General features: G+C 70.5%; 14 protein-coding genes and 1 rRNA gene. 13 read left to right on the forward strand and 2 right to left on the reverse strand.

Going from position 1 to position 19248, the window contains the following annotated elements; genetic code table 11:
• The first annotated feature begins 7 nt into the window (after positions 1-7).
• Together ACFYNU_RS09700 and ACFYNU_RS09705 are read left to right on the forward strand one after the other, a co-directional pair.
• Entirely contained in the window at positions 8-3799 is a 3792-nt protein-coding gene (locus ACFYNU_RS09700; RefSeq protein ID WP_356584551.1) for a glycosyltransferase, read from the forward strand.
• Positions 3796-5397, forward strand: coding sequence for a DUF5719 family protein (locus tag ACFYNU_RS09705; protein WP_356584552.1), 1602 nt, complete (start codon positions 3796-3798; stop codon positions 5395-5397). The genes ACFYNU_RS09700 and ACFYNU_RS09705 overlap by 4 nt, the downstream gene beginning before the upstream one ends.
• Positions 5398-5456: 59 nt before the next feature.
• On the opposite strand, the gene ACFYNU_RS09710 is transcribed toward ACFYNU_RS09705, so the two are convergent.
• The gene (locus tag ACFYNU_RS09710) at positions 5457-5885 is read right to left on the reverse strand and encodes a metallopeptidase family protein (RefSeq protein ID WP_356584553.1); all 429 of its coding nucleotides are present in this window, start codon (positions 5883-5885) and stop codon (positions 5457-5459) included.
• 319 nt (positions 5886-6204) lie between these two features.
• Here ACFYNU_RS09710 and ACFYNU_RS09715 point away from each other — a divergent pair, with 319 nt between their 5' ends.
• The 9 genes from ACFYNU_RS09715 (at position 6205) to ACFYNU_RS09755 (ending at position 16483) form a co-directional block, all read left to right on the forward strand.
• A complete protein-coding gene (locus ACFYNU_RS09715; protein WP_356584594.1) occupies positions 6205-6585 on the forward strand; it encodes a DUF3499 domain-containing protein in 381 nt (126 codons plus the stop codon).
• A 210-nt stretch (positions 6586-6795) separates the two neighbouring features.
• Positions 6796-8412, forward strand: a complete 1617-nt coding sequence (locus ACFYNU_RS09720) for an L-lactate permease (RefSeq protein WP_356584554.1) — start codon at positions 6796-6798, stop codon at positions 8410-8412.
• 76 nt (positions 8413-8488) lie between these two features.
• Positions 8489-9847: a phosphomannomutase/phosphoglucomutase gene (locus ACFYNU_RS09725; RefSeq protein ID WP_356584555.1), complete on the forward strand. Its 1359-nt coding sequence runs from the start codon at positions 8489-8491 to the stop codon at positions 9845-9847.
• 269 nt (positions 9848-10116) lie between these two features.
• The gene (locus tag ACFYNU_RS09730) at positions 10117-10299 is read left to right on the forward strand and encodes a Trm112 family protein (protein ID WP_356584556.1); all 183 of its coding nucleotides are present in this window, start codon (positions 10117-10119) and stop codon (positions 10297-10299) included.
• Positions 10300-10347: 48 nt separating this feature from the next.
• Entirely contained in the window at positions 10348-11484 is a 1137-nt protein-coding gene (locus tag ACFYNU_RS09735) for an SIS domain-containing protein (RefSeq protein ID WP_356584557.1), read from the forward strand.
• 185 nt (positions 11485-11669) lie between these two features.
• Positions 11670-12839, forward strand: coding sequence for a mannose-6-phosphate isomerase, class I (manA, locus tag ACFYNU_RS09740; RefSeq protein WP_356584558.1), 1170 nt, complete (start codon positions 11670-11672; stop codon positions 12837-12839).
• Between the two features lie 98 nt (positions 12840-12937).
• Positions 12938-13933, forward strand: a complete 996-nt coding sequence (locus ACFYNU_RS09745; protein ID WP_356584559.1) for a cation diffusion facilitator family transporter — start codon at positions 12938-12940, stop codon at positions 13931-13933.
• A 293-nt stretch (positions 13934-14226) separates the two neighbouring features.
• Positions 14227-15684, forward strand: a complete 1458-nt coding sequence (ahcY, locus tag ACFYNU_RS09750) for an adenosylhomocysteinase (protein WP_356584560.1) — start codon at positions 14227-14229, stop codon at positions 15682-15684.
• A 184-nt stretch (positions 15685-15868) separates the two neighbouring features.
• The gene (locus tag ACFYNU_RS09755; RefSeq protein WP_356584561.1) at positions 15869-16483 is read left to right on the forward strand and encodes a hypothetical protein; all 615 of its coding nucleotides are present in this window, start codon (positions 15869-15871) and stop codon (positions 16481-16483) included.
• Between the two features lie 6 nt (positions 16484-16489).
• Here the strand turns inward: ACFYNU_RS09755 and ACFYNU_RS09760 are convergent, their stop codons facing one another.
• Positions 16490-17404 carry an RDD family protein gene (locus ACFYNU_RS09760; protein WP_356584562.1) on the reverse strand — a complete coding sequence of 305 codons (915 nt, stop codon included), beginning with the start codon at positions 17402-17404 and terminating at the stop codon, positions 16490-16492.
• A 118-nt stretch (positions 17405-17522) separates the two neighbouring features.
• Here ACFYNU_RS09760 and ACFYNU_RS09765 point away from each other — a divergent pair, with 118 nt between their 5' ends.
• The gene (locus tag ACFYNU_RS09765) at positions 17523-18530 is read left to right on the forward strand and encodes a stage II sporulation protein M (protein ID WP_356584563.1); all 1008 of its coding nucleotides are present in this window, start codon (positions 17523-17525) and stop codon (positions 18528-18530) included.
• A 626-nt stretch (positions 18531-19156) separates the two neighbouring features.
• Positions 19157-19248 (forward strand): 16S ribosomal RNA (locus tag ACFYNU_RS09770); the annotation flags it as partial.

Consider the following 19248-nt stretch of genomic DNA (forward strand, 5'->3'; position numbering starts at 1 on the left):
TACCTCGATGTCCGCCACCACAGCCGCGTTCGATTCAGCCACCGCACCGGAGTACCCGCGGCACGTCGTGACCGCGGTGCTCGTCTCCCACGACGGTGCCCGCTGGCTCCCCGACGCCCTCGCCGGGCTGATCGGCCAAGAACGCCCCGTACAGAACGTCATCGCCGCCGACACCGGCAGCGCCGACGAATCGGCCACGCTGCTCACCGAATCGCTCGGCCCCGACCGCGTCGTCCACCTCGCCCGCCGCACCAGCTTCGGTACGGCCGTCGAGGAGGCGGTCCGTACCGCCGGCGTCCTCACGCCCGACGACCTGCCGTATCTGAAACGGCCGAGCGGCTGGGACCCTGTCACCAGAACCTGGCAGGACGACGCGTACGACATGCCCGAACTGCCGCACGGCGAGCCCGTGCAGTGGCTGTGGCTGCTCCACGACGACTGCGCGCCCGACCCCGACGCCCTCGCCGAACTCCTGCGCGTCGTCGACAGCGACACGCACGCCTCGATCGTCGGACCCAAGCTGCGCGGCTGGTACGACCGCAAGCAGCTGCTGGAGGTCGGCGTCTCCATCGCCAACAGCGGACGCCGCTGGACCGGCCTCGACCGGCGCGAACAGGACCAGGGCCAGCACGACCAGGTCCGCACCGTGCTCTCCGTCTCCAGCGCCGGCATGCTCATCCGCCGGGACGTCTGGGAGGAACTCGGCGGCTTCGACCGCAGACTTCCCCTGATGCGCGACGACGTGGACCTGTGCTGGCGCGCGCACGCCGCCGGACACCGGGTGCTCGTCGCACCCGACGCCGTCCTGCGGCACGCCGAGGCCGCCGCACGCGAGCGCCGCACCGTCGACTGCGCGGGCCGCTCCGTCGTCAACCCGCACCGTGTCGACAAGGCCGGCGCCGTCTACACGATGCTCGTCAACTCACGCGGCGCCGTGCTGCCCTACGTACTACTGCGGCTCGTCGTCGGCACACTCCTGCGCACCGTCGCCTATCTGGTGGGCAAGGCGCCCGGACAGGCCGTCGACGAGGTCATGGGTCTGTTCGGCACGCTCCTGCGCCCCGGCAGAATCATCGGCGCGCGAAAACGACGAGGCAAAGGCGTCGTGGAGCCGAGCGAACTCCGCGCGCTTTTCCCGCCACCCGGCGCCACCGTCCGGGCAACGGTCGAGCAAGTAGCTGGAAGCCTCGGTGGCGGCTCTGAGACCGAAGCCGGTGGCTCACGCCACGGCGCGGTGGAGTCGGGCCCCGGCGGGGACGACGCGGACTTCCTGGAGGTCGAGCAGTTCGCGCGGCTGAAACGCCTCGCGCACAAGCCCGGCCCCGTCCTGTTCGCCGTACTGCTCCTCGTCTCCCTCGTCGCCTGCCGGGCACTGCTCGGCGGCGGCGCACTCGCGGGCGGCGCGCTGCTGCCCGCGCCCCCGGACGTGTCGGACCTGTGGTCGCGTTACACCGACGGCTGGCACCCCATCGGTACGGGCGGCACGCAGACCGCGCCGCCGTACCTCGCGATCCTCGCGGCCCTGTCGGCGCTCTTCCTCGGCTCGACCGGCTTCGCGCTGACCCTGCTCCTCGTCTGCTCCGTCCCGCTGGCCGGAGTCACCGCGTACTTCGCCTCCCGGCCGCTCATTGAGTCGAAGCTCCTGCGGGCCTGGGCGAGCGTCGCGTACGCCTTCCTGCCCGCCGCCACCGGCGCCCTGGCCACCGGGCGGCTCGGGACGGCCGTGCTGGCCGTCCTGCTGCCGCTGATCGCGCGCGCGGCCGTCGCGGCATACGGATTCCGCGCCGAGGGCAGCGACAGCTCAGCGCGCGGGAGTTGGCGCGCCACCTGGGCGTACACCTGCCTGCTCACCTTCGTGATGGCGTTCACGCCCATCGTCTGGCCGCTGGCGCTCGTCCTCGGTATCGCCGTCCTGGTCCTGCGCCGCGACGACATCGTGGCGTACGGGCTGCGCCTGCTGGCCGTGGTCGGCACCCCGCTGCTCGTACTGGCGCCCTGGTCACTCTCGCTACTGACGGCTCCGTCCGACCTCTTCAAGGAGGCGGGACTGGAATTCGGTACGGGACAGGCCACCGCGCTCGATCTGCTCGGCATGAGCCCCGGCGGTCCCAAGACCGCGGGCGGCGTGCTGCTGATCGGTGTCGTCCTGGCCGCACTGGCCGCGCTGCTGCGCGGCGAGCGGCAGTTCGCGGTGCGCGCGGCCTGGGTGGCCGCCCTCGTGGCGCTGGTCTTCGCCGTCCTCGCGAACAACTCCGGCTGGGCCGGCCCCGCCACCCTCGTCTACGGTCTCGCGCTCATCGCGGCGGCCGTCCTCGGCGCCGACGGCGCCAAGGAACGCGTCGCCAGCCAGAGCTTCGGCTGGCGCCAGCCCGTCGCGGCGGTCATCGCCCTCGCTGCCGTGGCGGCCCCGCTGCTCGCGGCGGGCGGCTGGATGATCAGCGGCGCCTCCGGCCCGCTGGAGCGGCGCGACCCGGTGCAGGTACCGGCGTTCGTCGCCGAGGAGAGCATCACCCGCGACCAGCCCCGCACGCTCGTCCTCGGTGGTACGTCGGCCGCCGAGGTCTCGTACTCGCTCGTACGCGGCTCCGGCGGCCGGCTCGGTGACGCCGAGCTGACCGAGTCGGGCGGCAGCGACCCCGGGCTCGACAAGGTCGTCGGACGCCTTGTCGCGGGCTCCGGCGCCGACCAGACCGACCAGCTCAGCGGCTTCGCGATCCGCTACGTCCTGGTGCGTGACGGCGCCCCGGCGCAGATGTCGCGCGTGCTCGACTCCACCCCCGGCCTCAGCCGGCTCAGCCAGCTCGACGGCAGCGCGCTGTGGCGCGTCGACCGGCAGATCTCCCGGGCCACGATCATCGAGGGCGAGAGCGACGCCGAGCCGCTGCCCGTCGGCTCGTCCACGGTCGAGGCCCACACCGACATCCCGGCCGGAAAGGCCGGGCGGGTGCTGCGGATCGCCGACCGGGCCGCCGAAGGCTGGCAGGCCACCCTCGACGGCCGCGTCCTGGAGAAGACGACCGTCGACGGCTGGGCGCAGGGATTCGAACTCCCCGCCGAGGGCGGCAGGCTCGACCTCACCTACGAGGACCCGTTCACCCACACCGCGTGGATCTGGGCGCAGGGCGCGCTCGCCGTCGTACTGCTCGTGCTCGCCCTGCCGGGGCGGCGCAAGGAGATCGACGACGATCTGCCCGAGGAGGGCGCCGAGGTGCCCGCGGAGCCCGTGTCGGGCGAGGGGCGCCGGGCGCGCAGGCTGCGGGCCGCCGCACAGGCCGAGGCGGAGACGGCGAAGGAAGCGGGGACGGAGAGCGCGGAGGACGCCGCCGCCTTCGAGGGCGTACCGCCGGTGCCGGACGAGGCCCCGTACGTCGCCGCCGCCGCTGTGCCGCAGCAGCCGTCTTACGGAGAGTGGGACGGGCAGCAGGCCCAGACCGCCTACCAGGGCGCGGACTACGGCTCGTATGGCACGAACGAACAGCAGTACCAAGGCGGACAGGACGAGCGGCAGCAGTACGAGGGCGTCCCCTACCAGGGCGCGCAGCAGTACGAGGGCGCTGCCCAGCAGTACGAAGGCGCCGCTCAGTACGAAGGTGCTCCCCAGTACGACGCCGACGGGTACCAGATCTACCCGCAGTACCCGGCGGACCCGTACCAGCAGGGTCAGGTGCAGTACGACCAGTACGGCTACGTCGTCCAACAGCCGTACGCGGAAGGGCAGCAGCCCTACTCCGGCGCCCAACAGCCGTACCACGACGGCAACGAGAACGAGCAGCGTCCCGACGGGAGCAGCAACCAGTGAACCGCACCACCCTCTCCCTCATCGCTGCCGCGACGGCGCTCGCGGCGGTCACCGGGTTCGCCGCGGTCAGCGCGCCCGACCCCGTCGACACGACGGCGGCGGCGAAGACGCCCGCGCGGCTTCCCGTGGAGCGCAGCAGTCTGCTCTGTCCCGCGCCGAGCACGTCGGAGCTGGCCGAGACCGAGTACACGTCCTTCACGCCGGCCGGAACGACGGGCGCGGGCACGGGTGGCGCGGCCGAACTGGCGCCGTCCGCGCAGCCGTTGGCCGACACGGACCCCGCCGACGACGAGAAGAAGACGGACGACGACAAGGCCGAGGACGACGAGGCGAAGGACGACGCGTCGAAGGAGTCCGCGGCGGACGGGGCAGCCAGGGCGGACGGAGCGGACGCCAAGGTCAAACCGTTCCTGGCCCTCAAGGAGCCCGGCAAGCCCGTCTCCGGGACCAAGAAGGGCGCGGACGCCCCCGCGCTCGTCGGCACCGCCACGGGCGCTCTCGCGCCCGGCTGGAGCGCTCAGCAGACCACCACGATCACGGCCGGCGACTCGCGCGGGCTGCTCGGCATGACCTGCACCGCCCCCGACACCGACTTCTGGTTCCCCGGAGCGTCCACGGACAAGTCGCGCCAGGACTACGTCCACCTCACCAACCCCGACGACACGGGGGCCGTCGTCGACATCGCCCTGTACGGCAAGGAAGGTTTGCTCAAGTCCGATACGGGGGAGGGGATTCCGGTCCCGGCGCGCTCCAGCGTCCCGGTCCTGCTGTCGACCCTCACCGGCGAGGACGAGCCGAACGTCACCGTCCACGTCAGCACCCGCACCGGCCGCGTGGGCGCCGTGGTGAACGCCACCGACGAGAAGATCGGCGGCGACTGGCTCGCCGCCTCCGCCGACGCCGCCCCCCGCGCGGTGCTCCCCGGAATCCCCGCCGACGCCACCTCCGTACGACTGGTGGTCTTCGCACCCGGTGAGGACGACGCCGAACTGAAGGTGCAGCTGGCGGGCAAGACCGGCACGATCGTCCCCTCCTCCGCCGCCGAACCGCTCAACGTGAAGTCGGGCATGACGGCCTCGCTCGACCTGGGAGAGGTCACCAGGGGCGAGGCCGGCTCCGTACGTATCGGCCCGGCCGACGGCGGGCGCGAGACCCCGGTGGTCGCCGCGCTGCGCGTCGTCCGGGGCAAGGGCGCCGACCAGGAGGTCGCCTTCATCCCGGCGACCGGCCCGGTGACGGAGCGCGCGACGGCCCCCGACAACCGGGCCAAGGGCTCGACGCTGTCGCTCACCGCGCCGGACAAGGCGGGAACGGTGAAGGTCACGGCCTCGGCGGGCAGCGGCGGCGGTGAGCAGGTCGTCAAGACGTACACGGTCAAGGCCGGCACGACGCTGGCCGTCACCCCGCCCGTGCCCGCGGGGCTGAAGGGCTCGTACGCGCTGACGGTCGAGCCCGAGTCGGGCGGTCCGGTCCACGCGGCGCGCACCCTGGCGGTGACGCAGGACGGCGTACCGATGTTCACGGTGCAGACGCTCCCGGACGACCGCGGCATGGTGTCCGTACCGGCGACGAAGGAAGACCTCTCCGTACTGAAGTGACGCCGGCCCGGGGACGTACTGAAGTGACGCCGGGCCGGGGAGCGGGCGGCCCGGTCGGTTCAGTCCTGGCCGTACCGGGGGTCGACCGACTCCGGTGAGAGCCCCAGCAGTTCGGCGACCTGCTCGACCACGACCTCGTGGACGAGCATGGCGCGCTCCTCGCGGTTCTTCGTACGGATCTCGACAGGCCGCCGGTACACGACGATCCGCGCGGGCCGGTCCTTGCCCTCGGGGACGGACCGGCCGAGCGGCACCGACTCGTCCTCCGCGCCGGGCACGTCGAGCACCAGGAAGTCGATCTCCGCGAGCTGGGGCCAGCGCCGCTCCAACCGTTCCACGGAGTCCCGTACGAGATCACGGAACGAATCCGAGCGGCTCGCCGAGAGCGGGACCTGTGGCGGGGCGACGGGCCCCCGCATCCCGCGTCCGTGGCGGTCTCGGCGGCGCGGTCTCGGCTCGGTCGGCTGCTGCGGTACGGGACTGTCCATCACTGACGCAGCGTAGCTCTCCGGAGAGCCACCGCGGCGGCCCCCCGAGCCCGCCGGACAGCATGTCGCAAATTGAGCATTCCGGCCAAGCTTGGGCTCGTTTCGCTAGGTCCGCCGGATCGTGGCGCTCGCTGTCATCGGCGGGATTTGCCCCAAGTGGTGACTGAATCACAGACGGTGATTGGCTGGTTACCTCTCTTTCCGTGCAGGTCAGGGCAGTTACGGGCACGCCGGGCGGGGTGAACACCGCGTCACGACACGGGCGGGTGGCGCGAGGGAGAGTCGTCGCGGCCCGCTCAAGAGTGCGGTACCGTCCAACATCGTGAGCCCTGTACGTCGCTGTTCGCGCACCGCGTGCGGCCGTTCCGCTGTCGCGACACTGACGTACGTCTATGCCGATTCGACCGCGGTCCTCGGCCCGCTCGCCACGTATGCCGAGCCCCACTGCTATGACCTGTGCGCCGAACACAGCGAGCGACTGACCGCGCCACGCGGCTGGGAGGTCGTGCGGCTCACGGACGGCTCGGCGCCGGCCCGGCCCAGCGGTGACGATCTCGAGGCCTTGGCGAACGCCGTGCGTGAGGCGGCGCGCCCGCCGGAGCGCGCGGGCGGACCCGGCGGCAACGGGCCGCGTGCCGCGGACCAGTCGGAGGTCGGGCGCCGCGGGCATCTGCGGGTGCTGCGTTCCCCCGATTCCTGAGTCCGGCCGCATTCACGGCGAATCCGCGGGCAGGCCTCTCCTCGCCGAGCGTCCCGCGTCGTACTGATTCCGTCGCGCTCCGTCGCCTCCCGTCGCGTCGGTTTCCGTGACGGATCCTGTGTGGGCCATTGACCTCACTTGTCGTGGACACGATCATGCCTCCCAGTCGTGAGAGATCACTTTCCGCATCGCGGAATTCGGAGGCCTTTCGTGTTCGAACAGCAACTGGAACCCGTCGCCGATTCACTCGGCCTTTCCGCCCTGGTCGCCGCGCTTCCCCTGGTCACCGTGCTGGTGTTGCTCGGCGCCGTCCGTATGAAGGCTCATCGCGCCGGACTGATCGGCCTGGCCGTCGCCGTCCTGGTCGGCTGGCTCGCCTTCGGGATGCCGATCGGCCAGACCGTCTCCGCCGGCGCGCAGGGTGTCGTCTTCGGTCTCTTCCCGATCATGTGGATCGTCGTCAACGCCCTCTGGGTGTACCGGATGACGGTCCGTACCCAGCACTTCGACATCCTGCGCCGCTCGTTCGGGCGATTCTCCGACGACCCGCGCATCCAGGCACTCGTCGTCGCCTTCTGTTTCGGCGCACTCCTCGAAGCGCTCGCCGGTTTCGGCGCCCCCGTCGCGATCTCCGCCGTGATGCTGGTGGCGCTCGGCTTCGACCCCGTGAAGGCGGCGGTCGTCGCCCTCGTGGCCAACACCGCGCCCGTGGCCTTCGGCGCGATGGGTACGCCGGTGGTGACGCTGGCCCAGGTGACCGGACTGCCGCTGGACACCGTCGCCTCCGTCGTCGGCCGCCAGACGCCGCTGCTCGCCGTCGTCGTGCCCCTGGTGCTCGTCGGGCTCGTCGACGGCAAGCGGGGTCTGCGTGAGACGTGGGCGCCCGCGCTGGCGTGCGGACTCGCCTTCGGTGCCGCGCAGTTCGTCGCGTCCAACTTCGTCTCCGCCCAACTCGCCGACATCGGGGCCGCGCTGGTGGGCGCGGCGGCGCTGCTCGCCGTACCGAGCGCGCGCAGGCCCGCCGACGAGGCGGTGCGGACCTCCGTACTGAAGGGCGTACGCAGTGAGGACCTGGACGTCGAGGACGACCGCCGCGACGTCGTCCGCGCCTACGCCCCCTACGGACTGATCGTGGTGATCTTCTCCCTCGCCCAGATCCCGCCGGTCAAGGACCTGCTGGCCAAGGCGACTCAGTCCTTCGACTGGCCGTTCCTCGACGTCGCCGACTCGGAGGGGAAGTCGGTCGGGGCCAACGTCTTCTCACTGCCACTCGTCTCGACCGGCGGCACGCTCGTCCTGGTCGCGGGCCTCCTGACGGCCGGGGTGATCGGACTCAAGGCGAAGGACGCGCTGAAGGAGTGGGCGGCCACGGTGCACGAACTGCGGTACGCGATTCTCACGGTCGTGTCCGTACTGGCGCTCGCGTACGTCATGAACCTCTCCGGACAGGCGGCCACCATCGGCCACTTCGTCGCCGCCGCGGGCGCGGGACTGGCGTTCCTCTCGCCCGTGCTGGGGTGGTTCGGCGTCGCCGTCACCGGCTCCGACACCTCCGCCAACGCGCTCTTCGGCGCCCTCCAGGTCACGGCCGCACGCGAATCCGGCCTGTCGCCCGAGCTGTTGGCGGCGGCGAACAGTTCCGGTGGTGTGCTCGGCAAGATGATCTCTCCGCAGAACCTGACGATCGCGTGCGCCGCGGTCGGCCTCGCGGGCAAGGAGGGCGACCTCCTGAGGAAGGTCCTGCCGTGGAGTCTCGGGCTGCTGTTGGTGATGTGCCTGATCGTGGTGGGCCAGAGCACCTTCGTACTCGGGTGGATGCTTCCGTAGGGCCTGTCCTTCGGACCTCGGCCGCAGCGCGGGTAGTTTGTGCTGACTGTCCGCAGAGACCTCAGGAGGGGTGGCCGTGGCCGACTTGGGCCAGATCGTGAAGGCGTACGACGTACGTGGCGTTTATCCGGATCAGCTCGACGACCGGCTCGTCGAGCTTTTCGGAGCGGCCTTCGTGGAGGTCACGGGCGCCACGGCGATCGTCGTCGGTCACGACATGCGGCCCTCTTCGCCCCATCTGTCGGCGAGCTTCGCCAAGGGCGCCGTGCGGCGCGGGGCGGACGCCACGCTGATCGGGCTCTGCTCGACGGACCAGCTGTACTACGCGAGCGGGGCCCTAGACCTGCCCGGTGCGATGTTCACCGCGTCGCACAACCCGGCTCAGTACAACGGCATCAAGATGTGCCGCGCGGGCGCCGCGCCGGTGGGGCAGGACACCGGCCTGGCCGAGATCCGTCAACTGGTCGAGACCTGGCTGGCGGAGGGCCCCCCGGAGAACGCGGCCAAGCCGGGAACGCTCACCCAGCGTGACACGTTGAACGACTACGCGGCACATCTGCTGTCCCTGGTCGACCTCTCGGCGAACCGCCCGCTGAAGGTCGTGGTCGACGCGGGGAACGGCATGGGGGGCCACACCGTCCCCACGGTCTTCGCGGGGCTGGCCGTCGACCTGGTCCCGATGTACTTCGAGCTGGACGGCACGTTCCCCAACCACGAGGCCAACCCGCTCGATCCCCGCAACATCGTGGACCTCCAAGCGCGGGTGCTCTCCGAAGGCGCGGACCTGGGCCTGGCCTTCGACGGCGACGCGGACCGCTGCTTCGTCGTCGACGAGCGGGGGAGGGGAGTGTCACCGTCGGCGATCACGGCCCTGGTCGCCGAGCGTGAACTCGCCAAGCACCCGGGCGGCACGGTGATCCACAACCTCATCACCTCCCTGTCCGTCCCCGAGGTCGTCAAGGAGCGCGGCGGCAACCCGGTCCGTACGCGCGTCGGCCACTCCTTCATCAAGGCGGAGATGGCCCGCACCGGCGCGATCTTCGGCGGCGAACACTCCGCGCACTACTACTTCCGCGAGTTCTGGAACGCGGACACGGGCATGCTCGCCGCGCTCCATGTCCTGGCCGCGCTCGGCGGCCAGAGCGGCCCACTGTCCGAACTCGTCGCCTCCTACGACCGGTACGCCGGCTCGGGCGAGATCAACTCCACGGTGGACGACCAGACAGCCCGCCTGACCGCCGTACGGAACGCCTTCGCCGATCGCGACGACGTCACGTTCGACGACCTCGACGGCCTGACGGTGAGCACCCCCGAGTGGTGGTTCAACCTCCGCGCCTCCAACACGGAACCGCTGCTACGCCTCAACGTGGAGGCCCGCGACGAACCGACGATGACCAAGATCAGAGACGAGACGCTGGCTCTGATCCGCACCTGAGCGGCACGGGGCGACCTGGGGCCCGGGCGGTCGCAGCGGTCGCAGCGGCCGGGGCGGCCGGCCGGTCGGCCGGGGCGGGCTCCGGGGTCCCGGGCCCGCCCCGGTTTCAGGGCGGGGCGGGTACGGGGAGCAGCGCCGCGGGCCTCGCCGTCGGCCCCACCGCCCGGAACGCTCCTCACTCCACCCCACGGCGGTAGGCTGACGTGGCCCAATCCGCATCACCCCGCACCGCACCACCACCTCAGCTCGTTCGAAGGGACACCCACCACATGCCGCTCGAAGCCGGCCTCCTGGAGATCCTCGCCTGCCCGGCCTGCCACGCGCCGCTCAGCGACCACACCTCGGCCGACACCCCCGAGCTGATCTGCACCGGCACGGACTGCGGCCTGGCCTACCCGGTCCGGGACGACATCCCCGTACTCCTCGTCGACGAGGCCCGCCGCCCCGCCTGAGGACAGCCGGCTCCGCAGGCCCGCGCAACGATCGGAGACCCACCCGCCATGCTCGACGAGTCCTTGCTCGACGCGCCGGACGCGCTGGCCCGCGCCGACCACCGCGGGCTTCTCCTGGGTGCCGCCGAAGCCGGAGCACGCGTACGTACCGCTGTCCGGCACGCCTCCGAGGCGGGCATAGAGCAGCTCAACCCGGAGGGCCGCCCCCGCGCCGTCCTGTTCGCGGGCTCCGGCACCGCCGCGCTCGGTGTCGCCGACCTCCTCGGCGCGCTCGCCGGTGCCGCCGCACCCGTCATCCTGCTGCGCCCCACGGGCGTGGCTCCCGCTGCGGGCGCCCTGCGCTGGACGCTCCCCGGCTGGGCCGGCTCCGTCGACCTCCTCCTGATCGCCACCACCGACGGCGGTGAACCCGGCCTCGCCCTCCTTGCCGAGCAGGCGTACCGCCGGGGCTGCACCGTCGTCGCCGTCGCCCCGCGTCAGTCCCCGCTCAGCGAGGCCGTCGGCGGCACACACGGTCTCACCGTGCCCATGGCCCCCACACCGCAGGAGCAGTACGAGGAGATCCAGGCCGCCAGCCCGGGTGCCCTCTGGGCGTTGTTCACCCCCCTTCTCTCGCTGCTCGACCGCGTCGGACTGCTCACGGCCCCGGCCGAGACGCTTCAACTCGTCGCCGACCGCCTCGACAGCACGGCGGAACGCTGCGGCCCGGCCATCGCGACATACAGCAACCCGGCCAAGACGCTCGCCGCCGAACTCGCCGACAACCTCCCGCTGATCTGGACGGAAGGCACGGCCGCCGCCCCCGTCGGGCGCCGCTTCGCCGCCGTACTCGCCGAGTTGTCCGGCCGCCCCGCGCTCGCGGCCGAGCTGCCCGGCGCCCTGCCCGCCCACGGCCTCCTCCTGGGCGGCGACTTCGCCGGCGGCGCCGCGGACCCCGACGACTTCTTCCGCGACCGCGTCGAGGAGCCCCAGGCCCTGCGCGCCCGGGTCGTGCTGCTCCGCGACCGCCCGGTCGGCGGACTGACCGCCGCCCCCGCCGCCCGCGAACTCGCCATCAGCCACGAGACGGCCATCAGCGAGCTGGAGCCGCAGGAGGGCAGCGAACTCGAAGCCCTCGCGGAACTCGTCGCCATCACCGACTTCACGGCCGTCTACCTGGCCCTGGCCTCAGGCAACCGCGAATGACCCCGACCGACATCGGGCACGGCGACCGCCCCGCCCACTGAACGCCCCTCCCACACAAAGAACTTCAGCCGTTTCTCACCTTGTCCCTCACCCCTGTCCTGAACTCGCCACCGCACGTCAATCACCACCGCGCGGTCAACTCATCGCCGCACCTGCCTCGTACGTCCCGCGACAAGGAAGCACCCATGGACCGCCTCTCCAACACCGTGCGCCCCTACGCCTGGGGCTCCACGACAGCCATCCCGGAGCTGCTCGGCACCGCCCCCACCGGCGAGCCCCAAGCCGAGATGTGGATGGGCGCCCACCCGGGGGCCCCGTCCCGTGTCAACCGCACCACCACCCCCCTCGACCACCCGCTCTCCGACCTCATCGCCGCCGACCCCGAGGCCGAACTCGGTGCCCCCACCGTCAAGAAGTTCGGTCCACGCCTCCCCTTCCTCCTTAAGATCCTCGCCGCAGGCGCACCTCTCTCCCTCCAGGTCCACCCCAACCTCGCCCAGGCGAAGGAGGGTTACGCGGCGGAGGAGCGCCAGGGCGTCCCCATCGACGCGCCGCACCGCAACTACAAGGACGCCAACCACAAGCCCGAACTGATCTGCGCCCTCACCCCCTTCGACGGCCTCTGCGGCTTCCGCGACCCCGCCGAGACCGCGGACCTTCTCGCCCGGCTGGACGTCGACTCGCTCAAGCCGTACGTGGACCTCCTGCACGCACATCCCGAGGAGGCCGCGCTGCGCGAAGTCCTCACCGCCGTGCTGACCGCCGACCCCGACGAGATGTCCCACACGGTTCATTCCTCGGCGGAAGCGGCGGCACGCCTCGGCGGCGAGTACTCGCCATATGTGTCGATCGCCCACCACTACCCCGGCGACCCCGGTGTCATCGCGGCGATGCTGCTCAACCACGTACGACTCCAGCCCGGCGAAGCGCTCTTCCTCGGCGCCGGCGTCCCGCACGCGTATCTGACCGGCCTGGGCGTCGAGATCATGGCGAACTCCGACAACGTCCTGCGCTGCGGCCTCACCCCCAAGCACGTCGACGTACCGGAACTGCTCCGCGTCGTACGCTTCGAGGCGACCGACCCCGCCGTACTCCGCCCCGAGGCCTCGCCGGCCGGCGAGGAGCTGTACGACACCCCGATCGACGAGTTCCGGCTGTCCCGCTACACCCTGGCCCCCGGCGCCGCACCCCGCGAACTCACCGTCGGCACCCCCCAGATCCTCCTCTGCACCGAGGGCACACCGCGTGCCAACGACGTCGACCTCACCCCCGGTGGTTCGGTCTTCGTCCCCGCGGGCGAAAAGACCGAACTGACCGGTACGGGCACGGTCTTCCGGGCCACCGTCATCGCCTGAAACACCGCTTGGGGTACGGTCCGCTTCCGCGACTGCAACAATGTCCCGCCGTACCGCGGCGCCAGGGCCGCAGACCGATGAAGGGATCCACCGCACCCATGAGCGCGTCAGGCGGAACCAAGGCGATCGTGGCGGCGCTCGCCGCCAACCTCGCGATCGCAGTAGCCAAGTTCGTGGCGTTCCTCTTCAGTGGTTCGTCGTCGATGCTCGCCGAGAGCGTGCACTCCCTCGCCGACTCCGGCAATCAGGGACTGTTGCTCCTCGGCGGCAAGAAGGCGAAGCGCGAGGCGACCCCGGAGCACCCCTTCGGATACGGCCGCGAGCGTTACATCTACGCGTTCCTCGTCTCCATCGTGCTCTTCTCCGTCGGTGGCATGTTCGCCATCTACGAGGGCTACGAGAAGATCAAGCACCCGCACGCCATCGAGGCCTGGTACTGGCCCGTCGGCGTCCTGGTGTTCGCGATCATCGTCGAGTCGCTCTCGTTCCGCACGGCGATCGTCGAGTCCAACGCGACGCGCGGCAAGCGCTCGTGGAAGGAGTTCATCCGGCACTCCAAGGCTCCCGAGCTTCCGGTCGTCCTCCTTGAGGACCTCGGCGCGCTGGTCGGTCTGATCCTCGCGCTCGTGGGCGTGAGCCTGGCGCTCGGCACCGGCAACGGCGTGTGGGACGGCATCGGCACGCTCTGCATCGGTGTCCTGCTCATCGTGATCGCGATCGTCCTGGCCGCCGAGACGAAGTCCCTGCTGCTCGGCGAGTCCGCCGGTCTGGAGGACGTGGAGAAGATCAAGGCCGCGATGGTCGACGGCGACGTCGTCACCGGCATCATCCACATGCGCACGCTCCACCTCGGCCCCGAGGAGCTGCTGGTGGCGGCCAAGATCGCGGTCGAGCACGACGACACGGCGGCCGAGGTCGCGCAGGCGATCAACGCGGCCGAGAACCGGATCCGCGAAGCGGTCCCGATCGCCCGTGTGATCTACCTGGAGCCGGACATCTACAGCGCGGCGGCGGCGGCGAAGGGCACCAACCCCGCCAAGTCGCCGGGCGTCACAGAGGACGAGCTGGCGCCCGAGGCCGACAAGGACCACTGACCAGCTCATCGCATCCGTAAGGAGGCCCCGGCGCACCTCGCGCCGGGGCCTCCTCGCGCGCGGCGGCGGGCCATCCAACCCCGGTGGGCTGTAAGGCGCTGCGCCGATCGGTGTAGATTCGTCAGCAGAGCCAGACGTCGCTGCTGATGGCGGTCGGGCGGTCTGCGGCGCGGACCGGCCGAGGGAGAGAGGGCCTCCGACGGACTGCGTTGCGTACGTCCGGGCATTCGTATGCCCGCCGCCGCACAGTCAGCCGTACCCACCCTCGACCCCTTTACGAGGAGCAGCTCGCTATGACCACTGTCGCCAACCGACAGGACTTCAAGGTCGCCGATCTCTCGCTTGCCGAGTTCGGCCGCAAGGAGATCACCCTCGCCGAGCACGAGATGCCCGGCCTGATGTCGATCCGCAAGGAGTACGCCGAGGCGCAGCCCCTCGCGGGCTCCCGCATCACCGGCTCCCTGCACATGACGGTCCAGACCGCCGTCCTCATCGAGACGCTGGTCGCGCTCGGCGCCGACGTCCGCTGGGCGTCCTGCAACATCTTCTCCACCCAGGACCACGCCGCCGCCGCGATCGCCGTCGGCCCCAACGGCACCCCGGACGACCCGCAGGGCATCCCCGTCTTCGCCTGGAAGGGCGAGACGCTCGAAGAGTACTGGTGGTGCACGGAGCAGGCCCTGACCTGGCCGGGCGTCTCCACCGCCGGCCCGAACATGATCCTTGACGACGGTGGCGACGCCACTCTGCTCGTCCACAAGGGCGTCGAGTTCGAGAAGGCCGGCGCGGCCCCGGACCCGGACACGGCGGACAGCGAGGAGTACGGCTACATCCTCCGTCTGCTCAACCGCACTCTCACCGAGAACCCGCAGAAGTGGACCCTCCTGGCGTCCGAGATCCGCGGCGTCACCGAAGAGACCACGACCGGTGTCCACCGTCTCTACGAGATGCACCGCGAGGGCACCCTCCTCTTCCCGGCGATCAACGTGAACGACGCCGTGACCAAGTCGAAGTTCGACAACAAGTACGGCTGCCGCCACTCGCTGATCGACGGCATCAACCGCGCCACCGACGTGCTCATCGGCGGCAAGGTCGCCGTCGTCTTCGGTTACGGCGACGTCGGCAAGGGCTGCGCGGAATCCCTGCGCGGCCAGGGCGCCCGCGTGATCATCACCGAGATCGACCCGATCTGCGCGCTCCAGGCGGCGATGGACGGCTACCAGGTCTCGACGCTGGACGACGTCGTCGGCATCGCCGACATCTTCGTCACCACGACGGGCAACAAGGACATCATCATGGCCTCGGACATGGCCAAGATGAAGCACCAGGCGATCGTCGGGAACATCGGCCACTTCGACAACGAGATCGACATGGCCGGTCTCGCGAAGACCCCGGGCATCGTCAAGGACGAGGTCAAGCCGCAGGTCCACACCTGGACCTACCCCGACGGCAAGACGCTGATCGTGCTGTCCGAGGGCCGCCTGCTGAACCTCGGCAACGCGACCGGGCACCCCTCCTTCGTGATGTCCAACTCCTTCGCGGACCAGACCCTGGCCCAGATCGAGCTCTTCACCAAGCCGGAGGAGTACCCGACCAACGTCTACGTGCTGCCCAAGCACCTCGACGAGAAGGTCGCCCGCCTCCACCTCGACGCGCTCGGCGTGAAGCTCACGACGCTCCGCCCCGAGCAGGCCGCGTACATCGGCGTGAAGGTCGAAGGCCCGTACAAGCCCGACCAGTACCGCTACTGACCCACACGCACCCGCCGCTGACACCAGCGGTACGGGCAGGCCCCCACACCCCCGTGTTGGGGGCCTGCCCCGCTCTCCGACCCCTGGTCCCACCGGCTTCCGGTCCAGGCGGTCCGTGTCTCGCGGGCGGTACTCCGTGCGGTCTCACGGCACACCCCCCGAGGACACCGAAGGACTCCCGCACATGCCCCGTGGCCGCTACTCACTCCACGACCCGCACGACCACACCCCCCTGGGCGAAGAACACTTCCACTGCGCGCCGGGCCCCTCGGGCTGGCGCTACGTCTCCCAGATCACCGCCCCCTCCGGTGACCACGCCGGCTCCGTCGACCTCACCCTCGACGAACTCGGCCGCCCCATCAGGCTCGAACTGCACGCGGCGAGCTGGCGGGTCCGCGCCGCCGCGCTCGAAGGCGTCACCTGGGTCCGCACCGACCCCACCGGTACGGAGGCCACCGAAGGCAACGTCCGCGCCCACGCCTTCACCGGCACATCCCCCGCGTTTCTCATCGCGATCACCCGCCTTCTCCGCCTCACTCCCGCTTCCCCCGCGACCCGGGTCCGTCTGGTCGCCTTCACCGACCCGGTCCTCGCCCCCCGCACTGTCGACCAGTCCTGGGCGCTGATGAGAAGTGAAGCGCATGCCACTGACAATGGGCCCCTGACCGTGGACGAGTACCAGGTCAGCGCCCTGGACACCGGGGAGCAGCACAGCGTCCACATCAGCGGGGACGTGGTCCTGGCGGCGCCGGGCATCGAGCTGGAAGACCTCGAAACCCCGCCATCGGCCCTGCCCTGACGCCGCCTAGGCGGGCGGCGCGAACTTCGAGACCGGGGGAGCCGCCACGTCCTGCGGCGCGTCCTGCTGTGCTCCGTCAGGCTGCTCGACCACGGGCCGACGTACGTGCGGGGGACGCGGCGCCGGTGCGCTGACGGGGCCGGTCGTGGGAGCGGCAACGGTGGCGGCAGTCGCGGAGCCGAACGCGCGCCGCGCGTCCCTCGCCTGCCGTTCGTTCACCACGGCCGCCAGATACGCGGCCGGCGGCACACCCGGCGGCAGCGGCACGCCCGTACGCGCGGCCAGATCGTCGGCCAGCCGTTGCGACATCGACCAGCCGACGGCGGCGTCGAGCTGCCCCATCCGAGTCAGGTACTGCCGTATGGCCAGCCACAGATCGTCGGGCACCGAGGACAGATCCAGCTCGGAGAACCGGCCGACGAGCCACGGCGGCGGAGGCGGTACGGCACGGGCCCGGTCGGCGGGCACCCGCTCGCGTACGACCAACGTCCCCGCGAAGAGGTCCCCGACGCGCCGTCCACGGGCCGATGCGAGCGAAGCGATGCAAGCGATCACGCCGAAGGACATCAGCAGCTCCACCACACCCATCGCCCCGCGCACCAGCGCGTGACGGAAGCGAATGGGCCCGCCGTCGTCACGCACCACCCGCAGCCCGCACGCCAGCTTCCCCAACGAACGCCCATGACTGAGGGTTTCCACCGCAATCGGCACGCCCACCGGTATGAGAAGGAAGCTCGCGACCGCCAGCGCCGCCACCGCGGCCGTGTCCAGCGAGTCCGTCGCGATGGTGAGAACGATCGACACCACGATGTATGCGGCCCACACCACCACCAGATCAATGACGACGGCCAACGCCCGGCTCGGCAGCTTCGCGGGGCGCAGCCCCAATACGACCGCGTCGCCCGTCACAAGCTCGTTCACCGATGCCACCCTTCGCCGACCTTCTCTGCCCCCGGACCGCTCAGTCTGCCAAGCTGGCCTGCAACGCGCCGCAGTAGTACGGACCGTACGCACCCAGTGCCTGGAGCAGCAGCCGACCATGGATCTCGACGTCTTCGTGACGGCCCACCGACCCGAGTGGGACCGCCTGGACATTCTCCTGCGCCGTGGACGGCACCTCACCGGAGCCGAGGCGGACGAACTCGTCGCCCTCTACCAACGCACGGCCACCCATCTCTCCCTGATCCAGTCCAGCGCCCCGGACCCCATGCTCATCGGGCGCCTGACACAACTGGTCGCGCGCGCCCGCTCGGTGGTCACCGGCACCCGTCGCTCCAGCTGGCGCGACGCCGCCCGCTTCCTTACGGCGGGCTTCCCCGCCGCCGTGTACCGCGCCCGCCACTGGTGGGTACCGACGGCGCTGCTCTCGGTGCTCGTCGCCGCCATCATCGGCTGGTGGATAGCCGCGCACCCCGAGGTCCAGTCGGCGATAGCGGCCCCCGAAGACCTCCGCCGGATGACCCGTCCCGGCGGCGAGTACGAGACCTACTACTCAAGTCACCCGGCGGCGTCCTTCGCGGCCCAGGTGTGGACGAACAACGCCCAGGCCGCCGCCATGTGCCTCGTCCTCGGCGCCTTCCTCTGCTTCCCGGTGATCTGGATCCTCTTCCTCAACATGCTCAACCTCGGCATCGGCATCGGCCTGATGTCGTCCGCCGGCCGACTGGACACGTTCCTCGGCCTGATCCTTCCCCACGGACTGCTCGAACTGACGGCTGTGTTCGTCGCCGCGGGTACGGGCCTGCGCCTCGGCTGGACCCTGATCGACCCCGGCCCGTACACCCGTCGAACAGCGCTCGCCCAACAGGGCCGAGCAGCCGTGGGCATGGCCATCGGCCTGGCGCTGATCCTCTTCGTGTCGGGCCTGATCGAGGGCTTCGTGACCCCGTCCGGCCTGCCCACATGGGGGCGCATCGCGATTGGTGTCTTCTCCGAACTGGCCTTCCTGGCATACGTGTACGTGCTCGGCGGCCGAGCGGCCCGCGCCGGCGACACGGGCGACGTGGAGAGCGCCGACCAGAGCGCCCAACTGCCCACGGCAGCCTGATGTGCGTTGCGGGTCGCTGACCTGTTAGTCTCCTCTCCGCTCCACAAAGATTGCTGCCGATCGTTGACAGGGTCTGTGTGGGGAGGTAGATTTGAACGGTTGCCTCGAAGCTGGACAAGTTCGAGAGCAGTGGTTAATGTCTACTCGGCCCTGAGCGGGAATCGAATCTCCGCAGGGCTTTCCGATACATCATTCGAATCACAGCGGCCGATTTAGTTCGGCCCGGATGTTTCTGATAATGTCGGGCTCGCTGAAAGGCAAAGGGCCAATCCAAAGGCCGTTGGATCTCTTAATCGAGACTGCTTCTCCATGAGAAGTGAGACGCGAAAAGAGTCTGATAGAGTCGGAAACGCAAGACAGCAACACAGCAAGAACCGAAGGGAAGCCCGGAGGGACCCGGAAACGGGACCAAAGGAAGCGTCCGTTCCTTGAGAACTCAACAGCGTGCCAAAAGTCAACGCCAGATATGTTGATACCCCGGCCTGGTTCACGGTTTCGTGGATCGGGTTGAGGTTCCTTTGATAGAAACACAGCGAGGACGCTGTGAACGGTCAGCCTTATTCCGGTTGACTGTTCCGCTCTCGTGGTGTCACCCGCGCTCTTCAATGGGCACAGTCGGGAAAACATTCACGGAGAGTTTGATCCTGGCTCAGGACGAACGCTGGCGGCGTGCTTAACACATGCAAGTCGAACGATGAAGCCTTCGGGTGGATTAGTG

This window comes from Streptomyces sp. NPDC006643 (assembly GCF_042870175.1).
Classification (GTDB): Bacteria; Actinomycetota; Actinomycetes; order Streptomycetales; family Streptomycetaceae; genus Streptomyces.